The 232-nt window shown below is 52.6% G+C and carries 1 rRNA gene; it reads right to left on the bottom strand.

Features of this window, described 5'->3' with window-relative positions:
- Positions 1 to 232 (bottom strand): 16S ribosomal RNA (locus ACTHSX_RS10910); the annotation flags it as partial.

The following is a 232-nucleotide window of genomic DNA, read 5'->3' as shown; positions in this document are numbered from 1 at the left end:
AGACAGGACTACTCGGGTATCTAATCCTGTTTGCTACCCACGCTTTCGCTCCTCAGCGTCAGTTTCGGCCCAGAGTGGCGCCTTCGCCACCGGTGTTCCTCCTAATATCTGCGCATTTCACCGCTACACTAGGAATTCCCCACTCCCCTACCGAACTCAAGTCACAGCAGTATCAAATGCACGCTTTGGGTTAAGCCCAAAGATTTCACACCTGACTTACTGAACCGCCTAC

It is taken from the genome of Neisseria sp. P0014.S002 (assembly GCF_051958295.1).
GTDB lineage: Bacteria > Pseudomonadota > Gammaproteobacteria > Burkholderiales > Neisseriaceae > Neisseria > Neisseria flavescens_B.
This window is presented reverse-complemented; position numbering and strand designations above follow the sequence as displayed.